We start from the raw sequence: 16,258 nt of genomic DNA on the forward strand, positions 1-16,258 counted from the left end.
AATGCACGCTTATTGGCGCGGGAGCGTAGCGTGGACGGTATGACGCAGGCAGGTCAAGCCTCGCCGCCGCCCGGCCCCGTGCCACCGCGCCCGAGCCGCGTGCGCCGTGCGGTGCTGGCCGCAGGCCGCGTGGTGGTGTGGCTGGTGCTGCTGTGCATTACGCTGCCTGCCGTGCTGCTGCTGGTGCTGACCATGCGCCTTTCGGCAGGCCCGCTTGAGGTTACGCCGGTGGTGCGCCTGTTCATGCCGCTGCCAGTGGCCCATGGGCGCCGGCATGAGGATATTATTGGCAGCCTGTCGGCCGAGCATGTGCGGCTGGGCTGGAATGCGATGCATGAGGGGCTGCGTGCGCCGTTCGTGATCTGGGTGGAGGATGTGCGCATTGCGCGGCGTGATGGCCACGTGGCCGATACGCTGCGCCGGGGCCGCATCACGCTCGACACCCCGGCGCTGGCGCATGGCGTCGTGCGCATTCTTGAGCTGTCGGTCTCGCATGGGCGGCTGCAGCTCGCGCGCAGCCATGAGGGCAAGATCGGCCTCGATCTCGGCCCGGACACGCCCTATCCCGGGCACAAGCCCGAAGAGCAATCCCCCCTCGATATGACCGCGCTGCGCCAGGCCGTGGTGTCGGATACGCATGTGCAGTTCACCGATCGCATGACCGGGCGCAACTGGCGGCTGGGCGAGGCGGATGCCCGGCTGAAAGTGGTGAACGATACCGGGCAGAAAGGGGTGGAGGGCGATGTCCGCCTCGGGCTGGAAGGCAATGGCGAGCGGCTGGTGCTGCACGGGCAGGGCACCCATGCCGGCCCCCGTCATGTGGACTGGACGCTGGTGCTCGACCCCATCAGCCCGGCGGCCTTCGCACCGGGGCAGAAGGAAGTCGCCCCGCTCGACCTGCCGGTGGGCGGACGGCTGCAGGTCGCTTTCCGCGATGGGGGGCAGGATCAGGGCTTTCTCATGCCGCGCGACTTCACGCTGCATCTTGATGCTGGCAACGGGCAGGTCACCACGCGCAAGGCCGGGCAGTTCCTGGTGGGCGAGGGGGTGGCCGATCTTGCCGGGTCGCTGGGGCCGGGACCGGCCAGCGCGCCGTTTGATGGCCCGCTGAAGGTGGCGCTGCGCAACCTTGAACTGCACCTGCGCGCGCCGGGCCATGCCGATGATGATGGCAGCGGCCCCACGCTGAACGCCACGGCGGCGCTGAGTGCCGCATCGCTGATGAAGCCTGCCCACGTGCAGCTTGATGTGGGCGCGCATGCGCGGGCGCTGGAGTTTGAAACGCTTGGTGCGTTCTGGCCGCCCGCCGCCATGAAAGGCGCGCGCCGGTGGGTGACCGAAAACATACCGCATGGTCATGTGCGGCAGTTGCAGGTCAATATGGGCCTGACCAGCCACAAGGGCTGGGGGGGAATGAATCTTGCCTCGCTGGGCGGCACGATCGATGCCGATACGATGGAACTGCACTGGCTCAGCCCCATTCCGCCGCTGCATGATATGGATGCCCATCTGACCTTTGATGGCCCCGATGAGATCATGATCCATTTCGGCCATGCGTACCAGCTGGTTGATCTCGCGGGGCGGCATGTCGATGCCACGGGCACCGGGCGTATCGAGGTCGGCCCCGGCTCCATGCGCATTACCGGCCTGAACGAGAAGGTGCAGGTCGGCGACATCAACGTGACCCTGCTTGGCAATGCGCGCGATGTGCTGGCGCTGCTGGCCGAGCCGCGGCTCAACGTGCTCTCTCGCCACCCCATGTCGTTCACGCATCCGTCGGGGCGGGCCAATGTGTCGCTGCACATAGCCCTGCCGCTTGATGCGCATGTGCGCCTCGACCAGATCGACCTGCGCAGCCATACCGATCTGGCACAGGTGCATCTGGGCAATGTGGTGGTGGGGCGCCCGCTCGATAATGGCGCGCTGGGCATCGATGCCACCACCAACGGCCTGCTTTTGCAGGGCACGGGCGTGCTGGCGGGCATTCCGTCAAGCGTGATCTACACCATGGACTTCCGCAGCGGGCCGATGGTCCATGCGGTGGAAAGTGCCAGCCTGCAGGGCCATGTCACGCCGGAGGGGGTGAAGCGGGCCGGATTCGAGATGGGCGAGCATTTCTCGGGCAGCGCCCTGCTTGATGTGGATTACGACCGCTACGTGGGCGGCAAGGCGCAGGTGAATATCGACCTTGATCTTGATCGCGCGGCGCTGGCCATCCCCATCTGGTCCAAGAAGGTGGGGCAGGAGGCCAATGCCTCGGTTGAGCTTGACCTCGACCACGGGCAGATCGCGGGCATCGAGAACATGCGCGCCGTCGGCCCCGACCTGCTGATTGATGGCCATGCCGAGACCTCGGGCGGGGTAACGCGCCGCCTCGTGCTGCGGGGCTTTCGTATCGGGCGTTCGGTGGGCAATGCCTCGGTGCTGCTGCCGCAGCGCGAGAGCGACCCCATTGGCGTGAATGTGGCGGCGAAGGTGCTTGACCTCTCGCCGCTGGTCTCGTTCCAGACCGCGCCTGACAGTTCGGCGGCGACCAAGGTGGCCGCCCATCAGGGCGATAGCGGCGGCTACCACATGCCTGAAATGGCGACCGGGCGCGTCAACGGTCCGCCGGGCCGCCGGTGGGACCTGAACGTCGATGCCCGCACCCTGTATTACGGCCCCACCGATACGCTGACCAACGTGCACAGCCACCTTGAAACCAATGGCGTGCGCCTGACCCGTGGCGTGCTGACGGTGGAAGGCCCGGTGCCCGCGCAGGCGCACCTGACCCAGCAGGGCAATGCCCGCCTGCTTGACGTGCATGTGGCAAGCCTGGGCGACCTGCTGCATGACATGAAGGTGACCGACGAGATGCAGGGGGGTGTGACCGACATCACCGGGCAGTTTGATGACAGTTCGGCCACGGCTCCCTTCTCGGGCACGGTGCATATGGGGCCGTTCAAGCTGCGCAACGTGCCCGCCATTGTCAGGCTGGCCAATAACGCCTCGATCTATGGCTGGCTGCGCGCGCCGCATGCGCCGGGCATGCAGATCGAGCAGCTCAACGCGCCCGTGAAGATGGATGAAGGCAACATCCATATCTCTGACGGGCTGGTCAGCAACGCATCCCTCGGGGCCACGGTGTCAGGTGAGGTGAACCTGGAGAAGAAGACCCTCAACCTTGATGGCACCATCATCCCCGCCTTTGCGGTCAATGCCGCACCCGGCCACCTGCCTGGCCTGCTGGGCTGGCTGTTCAGCCCGGAGAAGAATGGCGGCGTGCTGTCGGCCACCTATCAGGTGACCGGACCGATGGGTAATCCAGCTGTGCATGTGAACCCCTATGCCATGCTGCTGCCCGGCTTCCTGCGCAACCTCATGCATGTGCATTGAGCTCACGGGGAAAAGCTTCAAAAAAAAGCCGCCTTTTTTGTAAAAAGGCGGCACCCAGAAACTTTTATCTTTTATTTTGATTTCAGTCTTCTGGCGTAATGCGGTCATGGCCGGGCAGCACGAACAGCACGGTCAGAAGCGAGCAGGCGATGCAGCCGGTCACATACCAGTAGAACAGCCCTTCATGCCCGATCTGCTTGAACCACAGCGCCACATATTCCGCCGTGCCGCCAAACACCGATACGGTCAGCGCATAGGGTAGTGCCACGCCAAGCGCGCGCACGCGAGTGGGGAAGAGTTCGGCCTTCACCACCGCGTTGATCGACGTGTAGCCCGAAATACCGATCAGTGCCGCCGTAACCAGGCCAAAGGCAGCCAGCGGCGAATGTACGGTGGAAATGGCCTCCATGAGCGGCACGGTACCAAGGCAGCCGATCACGCCAAAGGACAGCAGCAGCCGCCTGCGGCCCACCCGGTCTGACAGCGCGCCAAAGGCGGGCTGGATCAGCGCGAACACGAAGAGCGATGCAGTGGAGACCAGCGTGGACTGCTCCTTGGCCAGCCCCGCCGTGTTGACCAGATATTTCTGCATGTAGATGGTGAAAGTATAGAACGCCACCGTGCCACCAAGCGTCAGGCCGCACACGCCCAGCACCTCGCGCGGGTGGTGCAGCAGCACGCGCAGGCCGCCATGGGCGTTCCTGTCCTTGGTGGCGGCGCTGAACTGTTCGCTCTCGGCCATGCCACGGCGGAACCACAGGATGGACAGTGCCAGCAGCGCACCAATGCCAAACGGTACCCGCCAGCCCCATGTGCCAAGCTGTGCCGGGCTGAGCAGCACGAACTGCAGTGCGAGCAGCACCACAAGGGCCAGCAACTGCCCCATCACCAGCGTGACATACTGGAAGCTGGCATAAAACCCGCGCTGGGCCGGGGGCGCAATTTCGGACAGATAGGTCGCACTCGCCCCATATTCCCCACCAAGGCTCAGCCCCTGCAACAGGCGGGCGAGCAGCAGCACGGAGGGGGCGGCAAGCCCGATCTGCTCATAGGTCGGGCACAGGGCAATGGCGAGCGAGCCCGCGCACATGGCAATGATTGACACGCTGAGTGCGGCCCGCCTGCCATGGCGGTCGGCCATGAGCCCCATCAGCCAGCCGCCTACCGGGCGCATCAGGAAGCCGATGGCAAACACCGCCGCACTGCGCAGCAACTCGCTCGTGGGGTTGCCGGGCGGGAAGAACGAATGGGCAAAATACATGGAAAATGCTGCATAGACGTACCAATCGTAATATTCGATCAGATTGCCCGATGAACCCGCAACAATGCTTCGTATTCTCTGCGCGGTGGTCAGTGCGCCGGTCTGGGGCTTGAAAACAGGCATGGTATGAACCCTATGGACGCAAATGGAGAGGCGAAAAGGAAAGCGGGGCGTCAGTGAATGGTAGGCCGGGGCTGGTCTTCAGCGCCAAGGACGGGTGTATCGGCCTGCGCATCGCTGATCCGCCCCGACAGGGCGGCGGCAAGGCGTTGTGTATCGAGCGCGCCCTCCCACCGGGCCAGCACGATGGTCGCCACCGCATTGCCGATGATGTTGGTCAGTGACCGACATTCGGACATGAACCGGTCAATGCCCAAAATCAGCCCCATCCCCGCCACCGGCACGTCAGGCACCACCGCCAGTGTTGCCGCAAGGGTAACGAAACCGGCCCCCGTAACACCTGCCGCCCCCTTGGAACTGATCATGGCCACCAGCAGCAGGCTGAGCTGCTGGCCCAGCCCCAGATGCACGTCGGTCGCCTGGGCAATGAACAGGGCCGAGAGTGACATGTAGATGTTGGTGCCATCAAGGTTGAAGGAATAACCCATCGGCACCACAAGCCCGACCACGGAAGGCGCGCAGCCTGCGTTTTCGAGCCGGGTCATGAGGGTGGGCAGGGCGGATTCAGAGGAACTCGTGCCCAGCACGATCAGCAGTTCCTCGCGCAAGTAGCGCAGCAGCGGCAGGATGCGAAACCCGTTCCACCGCGCCACAACCCCAAGAATGACCAGCACGAACAGGGCGGAGGTGGCATAGAATGTGGCCACCAGGAAGAAAAGATGCAGCACCGCGCCAATGCCAAAGCGGCCGATGGTGAAGGCCATTGCGCCGAGTGCCCCGATGGGGGCTGCGTACATGACCAGCCGCACCACGCCAAACACCAGCTGCGTCAGCTGCTTGAGCAGGGTCAGGATGGCGTGGCCCCTGCTGCCCATGCGCGACAGGCTGATGCTGAACAGGATGGCAACGAGCAGCACCTGCAATATGTCGCCCGACACGAAGGCGCTGACTACCGTATCGGGGATGATGTTGAGCAGGAAATCGCTGAACGAATGCGCCTGCGCCTTTGCCGTGTAGGCGGCCACCGCGTGCGCATCCAGCGTTGCGGGGCTGGCGTGGATATGCGCGCCCGGCTGCACCACGTTGGCTACGATCATGCCGACCACCAGCGCAAGCGAGGAGAATGCGAGGAAATAGACCATCGCCTTGCCCGCAAGCCTGCCCGCCTGCCCAAGGTCGGACAGGCCCGCAACGCCCGTCACGACCGTAAGGAAGATCACCGGCGGGATCACCATCTTGACCAGGCGGATGAAGCCATCCCCCAGCGGTTTGAGGGCCACCGCCGCATGCGGGCAGAAATGCCCCAGCGCAATGCCCGCCACCACCGCGATGATCACCTGCGCATACAGGCTGGTGAACAGGGATCTGCCGCGCGCGGGCTGGCCCTGCGGGCAGGTCGGCGTTGGCTTGGGCATGGTAAGGCGGGTCCTTGGGGTCGGGTCGGTTCTATGTGCCGCAAACGGGCGGAGTGGCGGCATGCCGGGGGCACGCTAGTGGGTTTTGGCGCGGCGCGAACCTGAAAATCAGGTGAGATGCAGATCGTTTCGGTCGGTGCATATCATCGGTTGCCAGATATTCCAAAAAAACATGATGACTTTACATCAGGCACATGACAGGGCACGGTCATGGTTTGTTCTTTGTTGTGGGAAGTCCGTGCATCATGGCTGATCTGTCCGCGTCGCCCGTTATCTGGATCGGGCTGCTATGCGCCGTCATATCGTGCCTGATGTCGTTTATCGTGCTGCGCAGGCTGTCTTTCATGGGGGCTGGGCAGGATGCGGAACTGCTCGGGCGGCTGTGCGTGATGATGGAGCGTGAGACCGCCGCCCGCATGGCCGAGAACGAAGCCCAGCGCGCCCGCATGGCCGAGATCGAGCGCGCGCTCTCCAACCGCTTCGACCAGCGCCACCAGGAACTGACCGAGACCTTCAACCGCATTGCCCGCATGATGGGCCGCGACCTGTCCGAGATGCGCGTGACGCAGTCGGAATCCCTGCGCGAGATGGCGGAGGAGGGACGGCGCAACAGCGATGAACTGCGCGCCGCCGTAAACGAGCGCCTGCACGAGGCGGTGGAAAAGCAGATGCAGACCTCCTTCCAGCGTGTGCTCGAGCAGATTGGCGCGATGCAGAAGGCGATGGGCGAGGTCTCGGCCATGACCGCGCAGGTGGGCGACCTCAAGCGACTGTTCTCCAACGTCAAGACCCGTGGCGGCTGGGGCGAGGCGCAACTGCGCACCATTCTCGATGACGTGCTGCCCGCAGGCAGCTACGACACCAACCGCCGCCTGCGCGATGACAGCCGCGAGGTGGTGGAATTTGCCGTGCGCATGCCAGTGCGCGCCACCGTACCGCCGGTGCTGGCCATTGATTCCAAATTTCCGACCGAGGCCTATGAGCGCCTGTTGCAGGCGGTGGAGGACTGCAACCCCGATGCCGAGCGCGCCGCCCGCCGCGCGCTTGAAACCACGCTGCGCATCGAGGCCCGCAAGATCGCCACCAAATACATCGTGCCGCCCGTTACGGTGGAATTCGCGGTGCTGTACCTGCCCACCGACGGGCTGTATGCCGAGGTGGCGCGGATTCCGGGCCTGCTTGATGAAATCGGGCGCACCTACCGCGTGATCGTGATGGGGCCGGGGCTGATGCCCGCCATGCTGCGCACCATCCACCTTGGATATGTCACGCTCGCCCTTGAACGCCGCACCGATGACATTGCCCGCCTGCTGGGTGCCACACGACAGGAAATGCTGCGCATGGATGGCGTGCTGGAAAAACTGGCCCGCAATGCATCCGCCATGTCATCCTCCATTGACGAGGCGCGTCGCCGCACGGGGCTTGTCAGCCGCAGGCTGCGCGAACTTGATATCGATACGCAGGATGCGGCCGCACCCGATTCATCCACCATGCCTCCTGACCCGGACGCGCAGGGCGACATGACGGCGCGATGGGGGCACGAAGGTGCTGCCTCTCGCTGAAATTGATTTTAATTGGCCGTATTTTGCTGCACGCGGCATAAGGGGCAGGTGATGAATGTTCCGTCTGAAAATCTGCCGCCTGATCCCATGCCCACGGTGCCCCGGCCCGAGGCTACGCCGCGCGTGCTGCTGGTGGAGGATGATGGCAAGATCGCGCAGGAAGTGATTGAGGAACTGGAAAGCCGGCACTTCGTGGTGCAGCACGAGTTCTCGGGGGCGGCGGGGCTGTCCATGGGGCTGAACGCGCATTTCGATGTGATGATCGTTGACCGCATGCTGCCCGAACTCGATGGCCTGACGCTGATCGAGACCCTGCGCGAGCGGCAGGTGTATGTGCCGGTGCTGGTGCTTTCTGCCCTTTCGGCGGTGGATGACCGGGTGAGCGGCCTCAAGGCGGGGGGCGATGACTACCTGACCAAGCCGTTCGCCATGGAGGAGCTTGCCGCCCGCCTTGAGGCCCTGCTGCGCCGCCCCGATACCTCGCGCCACACCATGCTGCGCGCAGGCCCGCTGGAGATGGACCTCATCACCCGCACCGTTCGGCGCGATGGCGTGCTGATCGACCTGCTGCCGCGTGAGTTCCGGCTGCTCGAATACCTCATGCGCCGCCCCAACCAGGTGCTCACGCGCAACATGCTGCTCGAGGATGTGTGGAATTACCGCTTCATTCCCCAGACCAATCTCGTGGATGTGCATATCGGCAAGCTGCGCCGCAAAATTGACGAAACGGGCCGGCCGCCCCTGATCCAGAGCATCCGCGGCGCGGGGTTCATGCTGCGTGTTTCGTAACGAGCTGTTCCGCACCGCCACCTTTCGCCTCACGCTGGCGGTGGTGGCGGCGATGATCGGCTCGGCGGCGCTGCAGTTCTTTTTTGGCTACAGCCAGGCCAGCGTGTTCGAGGCCAAGCGCTCCGACCTGCTCCTGCTGCGCGAGGCGGGCATCCTGCAGCGCGAAACACCTGCGGCGCTGGAGCAGCAGGTACGCGACCGCGCCACCGATGACCTGCGCATCATCATGAACGCCACCACCCTGTTCGATGCCGGGCAGCACTATATCGTGGGTGACCTGCATAGCTGGCCCACGGGGCTTGTGGCCGACGGGCGTGTGCACGTCATAGCCCCCGAGGCTACGGGGGGCAGTTCGGCCACCGTGCTGCGCATGGTGGCCGTGAGCGTGCCCGGCGGGCGCTACCTGGTGCTGGGGCGCAGCCGGCAGATGCGCACCGAACTGCGGCTGATGATGCGGCATTCCATGCTGGTCTCGATCGTACCGACCGTGCTGTTCGCGCTCATTACCGGCATCATCCTCAGCCACCGCGCCCTCTCGCGCGTCAAGGACATGCATGAGGCGATCGACCGCATCATGGAGGGTGACCTGCACGAACGCCTGCCCGCGGGACGGCAGAATGATGATCTCCAGCGCCTTGCGGGCAGCGTCAACCGCATGCTCGACCGCCTTGAGCAGCTGCTTGATGAAATACGCGACGTGGGCAACGACATCGCCCACGACCTGCGCACGCCGCTCGCCCGCGTGCGCGCCCGTCTTGATCGCGCGCTCAATGCCGACCATTCGGCAGAGGCGCTGCGTAATGTCATTGCCCGCACCATTGATGACCTTGACCAGTCCTTTGCCATCATCACCGCGCTGCTGCGCATAGGCGAGATCGAGAACGGGCGCAGGCGGGCCGGATTCGGCACGGTGGACCTTGATGCGCTGGTGGCCGATATTGTCGATCTGTATGAACCCATAGCCGAAACCAAGGGCATCATCCTGGCCTGTGCCGCCCGTGAGGTGCCGATCAAGGTGCAGGGCGACCGCGACCTCCTGATCGAGGTACTGGCCAACCTGGTGGACAATGCCATCAAATTCACCCCCGCTGGCGGCCGGGTTGAAATTCATACCGCCATGGACGGGGAGTGCGCCCTGCTGCAGGTAAGCGATACGGGCATCGGCATCCCGGCAGCCGAGCGCAAGGCGGTGACAGGGCGTTTCTACCGCTCGGACAAGAGCCGCCACATTCCTGGATCAGGGCTGGGGCTTAGCCTGGTCTCCGCCATTGTGGCGCTGCATCATGCGCAGCTCGACATTACGCCCACGCGTGTGCACGAGCGGCTGCCCGGTGTCACCATGAACATAATTTTTCCGCCTTTTTGTGTGGTGCAGGCCGGAAACTAAATTGAAATTTCATTTGCCACCTGACGCACCCCCATTAACACCGAATGGACAGACGGGGAGACGAGAGATGCAAGAACACCACCTGTCCCGGCCCGGAGCGCCCTGCACGCGCTTCATGAGCCCGGGCCTGCCGACAGGGCAGGGGGCAACAGGTCGCGCATGAACGGTATTGTCGTTACCGCGCTCAAGCGGCCCTATACTTTTGTTGTCCTGTCCATTCTCATCGTCGTGTTCGGTGTCCGTGGCCTGCTCCGCACGCCAACCGATGTCTTCCCCAGCATCAACATCCCCGTGGTGGCGATCTGCTGGACCTATACCGGCCTCATGCCCGAAGACATGTCCGGCCGCGTGGTCTATTATTACGAGCGCGCCCTGACCGCCACGGTCAACAATATCGAACATATCGAGAGCCAGTCCTATTACGGGCGTGGCATCGTCAAGGTGTTCTTCCAGCCCGGCACCAATACCGCCGTGGCGCAGACGCAGATCACCGCCGTCTCCCAGACCGTCATCAAGCAGATGCCCGCGGGCATGACGCCGCCGCTGGTGCTGACCTACAATGCCTCGTCCGTGCCGGTGCTGACGTTGCAGGTTTCATCGGATTCCATGACGGCGTCGCAGATCTACGACATGTCCTCCAACCTGATCCGGCCAGCGCTGGTCTCGGTCGCGGGGGCGGCCATCCCCAACCCCTATGGTGGCCAGCCGGGCAACATCATGGTCGATCTCGACCAGAGCAAGCTGCTCGCCCACGGGCTTTCGGCCACTGATATCGGCAATGCGCTGAGCAAGCAGAACATCGTGCTGCCAGCAGGCGACCAGCAGATCGGCGCGTTTGACTGGATGGTGCAGACCAACGCCTCGCCTGAGGAGATCGCCAGTTTCAACAACATGCCCATCAAGCAGGAGGGTAATTCCGTCGTCTACCTGCGCGATGTGGCATGGGTGCATGCAGGCGGGCCACCCCAGACCAACATGGTGCTGGTCAAGGGCCACCAGGCGGTGCTGATCGTGATCATGAAGAGCGGCGATGCCTCGACGCTCTCGGTGGTGAGCGGGATCAAGGCGTTGCTGCCCTCCATCGTGCGTACGCTGCCGCCCGGCGTTGATATTACCGTGCTGGGCGATGCCTCGACCTTCGTGAAGGAGGCGGTGCGCGACGTGGTGCAGGAAATGGGCACCGCAGCATTGCTGACCAGTCTTGTCGTGCTGCTGTTCCTCGGCTCGTGGCGATCGACCGTGATCATCGCCACCTCCATCCCGCTGGCCATGCTGTGCTCGGTCGTGGGGCTGGGGGCTGCGGGCCAGACCATCAACGTCATGACCCTCGGCGGCCTTGCGCTGGCCGTGGGTATTCTGGTGGATGATGCGACAGTGATGATCGAGAACATCGACGCGCATCTGGAAATGGAGAAGGATCTGGAAACGGCCATCATCGATGCCGCCAACCAGATCGTCATTCCCACCTTCGTCTCGACATTATGCATCTGTATCGTGTGGATGCCGCTGTTCCAGCTCACGGGCGTTGCGGGCTGGCTGTTCATGCCCATGGCGGAAGCCATCATCTTCGCCATGATCGCGTCGTTCATCCTGTCGCGCACACTGGTGCCGACCATGGCCAAATACATGCTCGCAGCCCAGGTCGCGGCGCATGCCAAGGCCAAGGCGGAGGGCGGGCATCATGAGCCGACCAATATCTTTGGTCGCTTCCAGCAGGGTTTCGAGCGCCGTTTCGTCACCTTCCGCAATCGCTACAGGGCGCTGCTTGAGCACCTGCTGCTTATCCGCGGGCGCTTCGTGCCGATCTTTGGCATCGGGGCGTTTGCCTCGCTGGGCCTGCTGCTGTTTGCCGGGCAGGACTTCTTCCCCGAGATCAATTCCAATGCGCTCGCCATTCACATGCGCGCGCCCATGGGCACCAAGATTGCAGAAGCCGGCAAGATCGCCATGCTGGTCAATGGCGAGATCGAACGCCTGCTGCCCGGTCAGGTCGAGGGCATTGTCAATAACTGCGGCCTGCCGTTCAGCCCGCTCAACCAGGCCTTCATCCCCACGCCCACTGTCGGCGCACAGGACTGTGACCTGACCGTAACGCTGAAGGACGATGAAGCGCCGGTGGCGAAGTTCCGCGGCATCCTGCGCAAGGGGCTGGCCGAGAAATTCCCCGGCACCGACATCACCTTCATGCCTGCCGACCTGACCGCCAAGATCCTGAATTTCGGGCTGCCTGCGCCGCTCGACGTGCAGGTCTCGGGGCGCAACCTGTATGACAATTTCGATTTTGCCGAGAAGCTGGCCGAGAAGCTTCGCCATGTCACCGGCATTGCCGACGTGTCGGTGCAGGAGCCGCTGAACACGCCCACGCTGCGCGTCAATGCGCGCCGCACCTACGCGCTGGGCACGGGGCTGACGGAATCGGATGTGGCCAATAACGCGCTTGCAGTGCTGTCGGGCAGCGGGCAGGTGGCGCCAACCTACTGGCTCGACCCCAAGACCGGGGTCTCGCACCTGGTCGATATCCAGACGCCGCTGCAGTTCCTGCAGACCATGAACGACCTCGAGACCATTCCCATCGACAAGGGCGATGGCAACCCGTCCGACAAAGCACCGCAGATTCTTGGCGGCCTGAGCCAGATCGTGCAGACCGGCACGCCGGGCGAGGTGTCGCACTACAACATCATGCCCGTGTTCAACATCTATGCCTCGAACGAGGGGCTGGACCTTGGCGCCGTCTCGCGTGAGGTCGAGCGCGTGGTGGATGAAACCCGCAAGGAACTGCCGCAGGGCTCGAGCCTGACCATCTACGGCCAGGCCTCGACCATGAACGGGGCCTATACCCAGCTGATCGGCGGCCTCGCGATGTCGATTTTGCTGGTGTACCTGATCATTGTCGTCAACTTCCAGTCGTGGCTTGACCCGTTCATCATCATCACAGCACTCCCCGGCGCACTTGGCGGCATTGCGTGGGCGCTGTTCCTCACGCACACGGCGCTGTCGGTTCCGGCGCTGACGGGGGCGATCATGTGCATGGGCACGGCCACGGCCAACTCCATCCTTGTCGTGTCGTTTGCGCGTGAGCGGATGGATGTGCATGGCGATGCGGTGAAAGCCGCGATCGAGGCGGGCTACGAGCGTATCCGCCCGGTGCTGATGACGGCTTCGGCCATGATCATCGGCATGCTGCCCATGTCGCTGAGCAATTCACAGAATGCGCCGCTCGGGCGTGCGGTGATGGGGGGGCTGCTGGTGGCCACCTGCGCCACGCTGCTGTTCGTGCCGTGCGTGTTTGCGCTGATCCATTCCAGAAAGTCCAAGAAAGCCGCCGTCGGCGAAGGAGAACACGCATGACCGCCTCAGGGGAAAACCAGACGCCGCGCATGTCCAGGCGTGGGCGGCTGTACGTGACCCTTGGCGGGGTTGTGGTGGCTGCCATCGTTGCCGGGGGCATTCTTGAGCGGCGCATCCATGTCTCCAACCTCAGGGAGGCGGCGCAGGATGCCGCCATCCCGCGCGTGCAGGTCATCACGGCTGAAAAAGGCCCCACCACCCGCACGCTCGACCTGCCGGGCAACATCTCGGCATGGTACCAGGCGCCGATCTATGCGCAGGTCTCGGGCTATGTGCAGATGTGGTACAAGGATATCGGCGCCAAGGTGAAGGCTGGCGAGATTCTCGCCACCATCGATACGCCGGGCCTTGATGCGCAATACGCGGCTTCAAAAGCCAATTTCGATGTGGCGATGGCGCGTTACCGCCTTGCACAGATCACGGCCAAGCGCTGGCGCGCGCTGCAGGGCACGCAGGCCGTCTCGCAGCAGGAGGTGGACGTGCAGGCCGCCGATGCCGAGGCGCGTCAGGCCGAGGTGGAGGCCGCCCGCCACGAAGTCTCGCGCTATGCGGCCCTGATCGGGTTCAAGCAGCTTGTCGCCCCCTTTGATGGCGTGGTCACCACCCGCCTTGCCGATGTGGGCGACTACGTGAACGCGGGCGGCGGCGATGTTTCCTCACGCGGCACGGCCACCGAGCTGTTCAGCGTGGCCGATGTGCACCGTATGCGCGTGTTCGTATCCGTGCCGCAGGATTATGCCGATATCATCAGCCCCAAGCTCGAGGGTGATGTGTCGGTGCCGCAATATCCTGGCCGGGTGTTCAAGGCCAAGTTCCTCGCCACCGCCAAGGCGTTCAACGCAGGCACCCGCACCGTGACCACCGAACTGGTGGTCGATAATGACAAGCGCGAGCTGTGGCCGGATTCTTACGCCAATGTACACTTTGTCGCACCCGGCGATCCCGATATCCTGATAGTGCCTGAAGGCGCGCTCGTATTCCGCGCGCAGGGCATGCAGGTGGCGATCGTGGACAAGGACGACCGCATCCGCCTGCGCAACGTAACGGTGGGGACGAACCTGGGTACCAAAGTGCAGATTCTGGCGGGCATCGGCCCGCAGGACCGGATTGTGAACAACCCCTCGGCAGGGCTGCTGGAAGGCCAGAAGGTCTATCTGGTCGGGTCAACGCCCGGCTATAACGACGCTGGCGCCACGGCGTCGACCGCCGTGGGCAAGGGAGATGACGTGCGGGCCATGCCAGCAGGAGACAGCAGTGCAAGTGACGCGGGAGTGCGTCAATGAGTGCAGCGCCGCGCAGCCGGTCACGCCATATCCTGTCCCGTCGCATGCTTTCGCGCCGTATGCTTTCTCTGGCCGGATGCGCCGCCCTTGCGGGCAGCCTGGCCGGGTGCGTGGATCTGGCGCCCAAATACCGCCACGAGCATTATCTTCTGCCCGATAACTGGAAGGGCGACAGCCTGATGCAGTACGGCACGCCGCAGGATGGCGCGCCGCGTGGGGACTGGTGGAGCGTCTTCAACGACTCCACCCTCGATGACCTCGAGGACCGCGCCAGCCGCATGAACCCCAACCTGCAGGCCGATGCGGAAACCTTCACCCAGGCGCGTGACATCGCCGCCGAGGCGCAATCCAACCTGTATCCGCAGATATCGGGCAACGCCGGGGCGTCGAACAACCAGGCCTCCAATCACAGGCTGTGGCGTGGCATGGGCTCGACAGGGCCGATCTACATGTCATCCGAGCAGTACAGCGCCACGGCGCGCTGGGAGCCGGATTTCTGGTCGGCCATCCGTAACCGCAGGCGGGTGCAGCAGCGCATGGCGCAGGCGGCAGCGGCAGATTTTGCGGTGGCCCGGCTGAGCATCCAGTCAGAGCTGGCCAATGACTACATGCAACTGCGCGGCATGGACGCGCAGCACGCCGTCTATCTCGACTCGATCCGCTACTACCAGACCGCCGTGCAGATTACGAAAATGCGGCAGGCGGGCGCGATCGCGGCAGGCATTGACGTGTCGCGCGCACAGACACAGCTTTCCTCTACCCAGGCGGCCGATACCGACCTGCAGGCCCATCGCGCGGTGATGGAGCATGCCATTGCCATCCTGTGCAACGTGGCGCCTTCCAGCTTCCATATCGCGCCGCGTGCGCAGATCAGCTTCCCCAAGGTAAAGACTCCGGTAGGCCTGCCCTCGACCCTGCTGGAGCGGCGGCCCGACATTGCCAGCGCCGAGCGGCACATGGCGGCGGCCAACCGGGCCATCGGCATTTCACGCGCGGCGTTTTATCCGCACGTGACCTTTAGCGCGATGGCCGGCTTCATGGATAACGGCTTCACGCTCGATAAGATCGCCAACGGCATGTACAATTATGCCGCCCAGGCGGTGCTGCCACTGTTCCAGGGGGGGCTGCGGCGTGCGGAGCTGCAACGCAACTGGTCGCAGTACCGGCAGTCCGAAGACCAGTACCGCGCCACCGTGCTCGATGCCTTCAAGGACGTTGAAGACGGGCTGAGCATGACGCATGACCTCAATATCGAGGCAGGCCAGCAGGCCGAGGCCGTGCAGGCCTCCATGCGCACGCAGAACATGACAATGCAGCTCTATACCGGTGGCCTGACCAATTACCTTGATGTGGTGGTGGCGCAGGTTGCGGCCCTTCAGGCCCGTATTGCCGAGGTGCAGGTCGAGACCCGCTACATGCAGGCGCAGGTGGAACTCATCCGCTCGCTCGGTGGCGGCTGGAGCACGGCCGAGCTGCCCAATAACAAGCAGATCCGCCCGTTTGATGTCATGCAGTATAACCATCTGCGCATGCCCAAGGCTGTCAGCGGGGTCAGCGTCGATAACGGCCCCGAGTCCTTTGACCTGTCCGGCAGCGGATTTCATGACAAAGACTTGACAGGCACCCCAAAACAGCGGTAGGTGCGCGCCTCTTATCGGAACGCGGGAGGTCGCCCGCCCTGTCCATGCGGGCAGACGGGTGGCCACCAGAACCGCGGT

Annotated in this window: 9 protein-coding genes; 7 read left to right on the forward strand and 2 right to left on the reverse strand. The window is 64.0% G+C overall.

The features are described from left to right. The first annotated feature begins 39 nt into the window (after positions 1-39). Positions 40-3,375 (forward strand): AsmA-like C-terminal region-containing protein, encoded by a 3,336-nt coding sequence (locus FMA36_RS09865; protein WP_159263841.1) that lies wholly within the window; start codon positions 40-42, stop codon positions 3,373-3,375. 82 nt (positions 3,376-3,457) lie between these two features. Here the strand turns inward: FMA36_RS09865 and FMA36_RS09870 are convergent, their stop codons facing one another. Both FMA36_RS09870 and dctA read right to left on the reverse strand, forming a co-directional pair. Beyond that, positions 3,458-4,759 (reverse strand): MFS transporter, encoded by a 1,302-nt coding sequence (locus tag FMA36_RS09870; RefSeq protein ID WP_159262179.1) that lies wholly within the window; start codon positions 4,757-4,759, stop codon positions 3,458-3,460. Between the two features lie 50 nt (positions 4,760-4,809). Next, positions 4,810-6,171 carry a C4-dicarboxylate transporter DctA gene (dctA, locus tag FMA36_RS09875; RefSeq protein ID WP_159262180.1) on the reverse strand — a complete coding sequence of 454 codons (1,362 nt, stop codon included), beginning with the start codon at positions 6,169-6,171 and terminating at the stop codon, positions 4,810-4,812. A 245-nt stretch (positions 6,172-6,416) separates the two neighbouring features. Here dctA and FMA36_RS09880 point away from each other — a divergent pair, with 245 nt between their 5' ends. The 6 genes from FMA36_RS09880 to FMA36_RS09905 all read left to right on the forward strand — a co-directional run bounded on the left by FMA36_RS09880 (position 6,417) and on the right by FMA36_RS09905 (position 16,180). After that, positions 6,417-7,733, forward strand: a complete 1,317-nt coding sequence (locus tag FMA36_RS09880) for a DNA recombination protein RmuC (protein WP_159262181.1) — start codon at positions 6,417-6,419, stop codon at positions 7,731-7,733. A 51-nt stretch (positions 7,734-7,784) separates the two neighbouring features. Next, complete coding sequence (locus FMA36_RS09885) at positions 7,785-8,522, forward strand: response regulator transcription factor (protein WP_159262182.1); 738 nt, start codon at positions 7,785-7,787, stop codon at positions 8,520-8,522. Further along, complete coding sequence (locus FMA36_RS09890) at positions 8,512-9,909, forward strand: sensor histidine kinase (protein ID WP_159262183.1); 1,398 nt, start codon at positions 8,512-8,514, stop codon at positions 9,907-9,909. The genes FMA36_RS09885 and FMA36_RS09890 overlap by 11 nt, the downstream gene beginning before the upstream one ends. A gap of 159 nt (positions 9,910-10,068) precedes the next feature. Beyond that, entirely contained in the window at positions 10,069-13,257 is a 3,189-nt protein-coding gene (locus FMA36_RS09895) for an efflux RND transporter permease subunit (protein WP_159262184.1), read from the forward strand. Then, positions 13,254-14,540, forward strand: coding sequence for an efflux RND transporter periplasmic adaptor subunit (locus FMA36_RS09900; protein ID WP_159262185.1), 1,287 nt, complete (start codon positions 13,254-13,256; stop codon positions 14,538-14,540). The genes FMA36_RS09895 and FMA36_RS09900 overlap by 4 nt, the downstream gene beginning before the upstream one ends. Next, positions 14,537-16,180, forward strand: coding sequence for an efflux transporter outer membrane subunit (locus FMA36_RS09905; RefSeq protein ID WP_408885613.1), 1,644 nt, complete (start codon positions 14,537-14,539; stop codon positions 16,178-16,180). Before FMA36_RS09900 ends, FMA36_RS09905 begins: the two co-directional genes overlap by 4 nt. Positions 16,181-16,258: the final 78 nt, after the last annotated feature.

Origin of the sequence: Komagataeibacter xylinus (assembly GCF_009834365.1) — a bacterium.
GTDB lineage: Bacteria > Pseudomonadota > Alphaproteobacteria > Acetobacterales > Acetobacteraceae > Komagataeibacter > Komagataeibacter xylinus_D.